We start from the raw sequence: 1,048 nt of genomic DNA, 5'->3' as shown, positions 1-1,048 counted from the left end.
TAGTGGTAGCGGATATGCCATCATTGATAATCGACAAAGTAGCTGACAAGCAGTCGATCAGTGAGGTAGGTGAGGTGATTACTTATACCTTGACTGTGACCAACGACGGCAACGTGACACTGACAGATATAGTGGTGAACGATCCGCTGACCGGATTCAACACGACGATCCCAAGTCTGGCACCGGGAGCATCTGAAGAGCTGGAGACCAGCTATACGGTGACTCAGGAAGATCTGGACAGAGGCTTTGTAAGCAACGTAGCGACAGCTACGACGACTTACGGAGAAGAGGAGATCAGTGCTGAAGATGAAGAAACAGTAGTGGTAGCGGATATGCCATCATTGATAATCGACAAAGTAGCAGACAAGCAGTCGATCAGTGAGGTAGGTGAGGTGATTACTTATACCTTGACTGTGACCAACGACGGCAACGTGACGCTGACAGATATAGTGGTGAACGATCCGCTGACCGGATTCAACGCGACGATCTCAAGTCTGGCACCGGGAGCATCTGAAGAGCTGGAGACCAGCTATACGGTGACTCAGGAAGATCTGGACAGAGGCTTTGTAAGCAACGTGGCGACAGCTACGACGACTTACGGAGAAGAGGAGATCAGTGCTGAAGATGAAGAAACTGTAACAGTAAGTCAAAGCCCTTCTATCTCGATTGTCAAAACATCAGATTTGAGTTCGGTGAGCACAGTTGGCCAGGTGATTACATATACATTGACTGTAACCAATACAGGTAATGTAACCCTGACAAACATTGTGGTGAATGATCCGCTGACAGGCTTTACTGAGACCATTCCTTCTTTGAATGCAAATCAGTCTGTGACCTTCCAAACCAGCTATACGGTTACTGCAGCTGACTTGAATAGAGGAAGTATTGTGAACGTTGCGACTGCGACAACAAACTTTAATGAGCAACCAGTAACTGCAGAGGATGAAGCGATAGTAACGGTAGATCAGAGTCCTTCTATCTCGATTGTCAAGACATCAGATTTGAGTTCGGTGAGTGCGGTAGGTCAGGTGATTACATATACATTGAC

The 1,048-nt window shown here is 47.0% G+C and carries 1 protein-coding gene; it reads left to right on the top strand.

Annotated features, from left to right (window positions below; translation table 11 throughout):
* A partial coding sequence (locus tag B2906_RS04140) for a DUF7507 domain-containing protein (protein WP_422652859.1) occupies positions 1 to 1,048 on the top strand: 1,048 nt, incomplete at both ends.

Source organism: Algoriphagus sp. UBA3586 (assembly GCF_002376385.1).
Lineage (GTDB): Bacteria > Bacteroidota > Bacteroidia > Cytophagales > Cyclobacteriaceae > Algoriphagus > Algoriphagus ornithinivorans.
The sequence above is the reverse complement of the archived record's forward strand: the minus strand, read 5'-3'. Positions and strand labels throughout refer to the sequence as shown.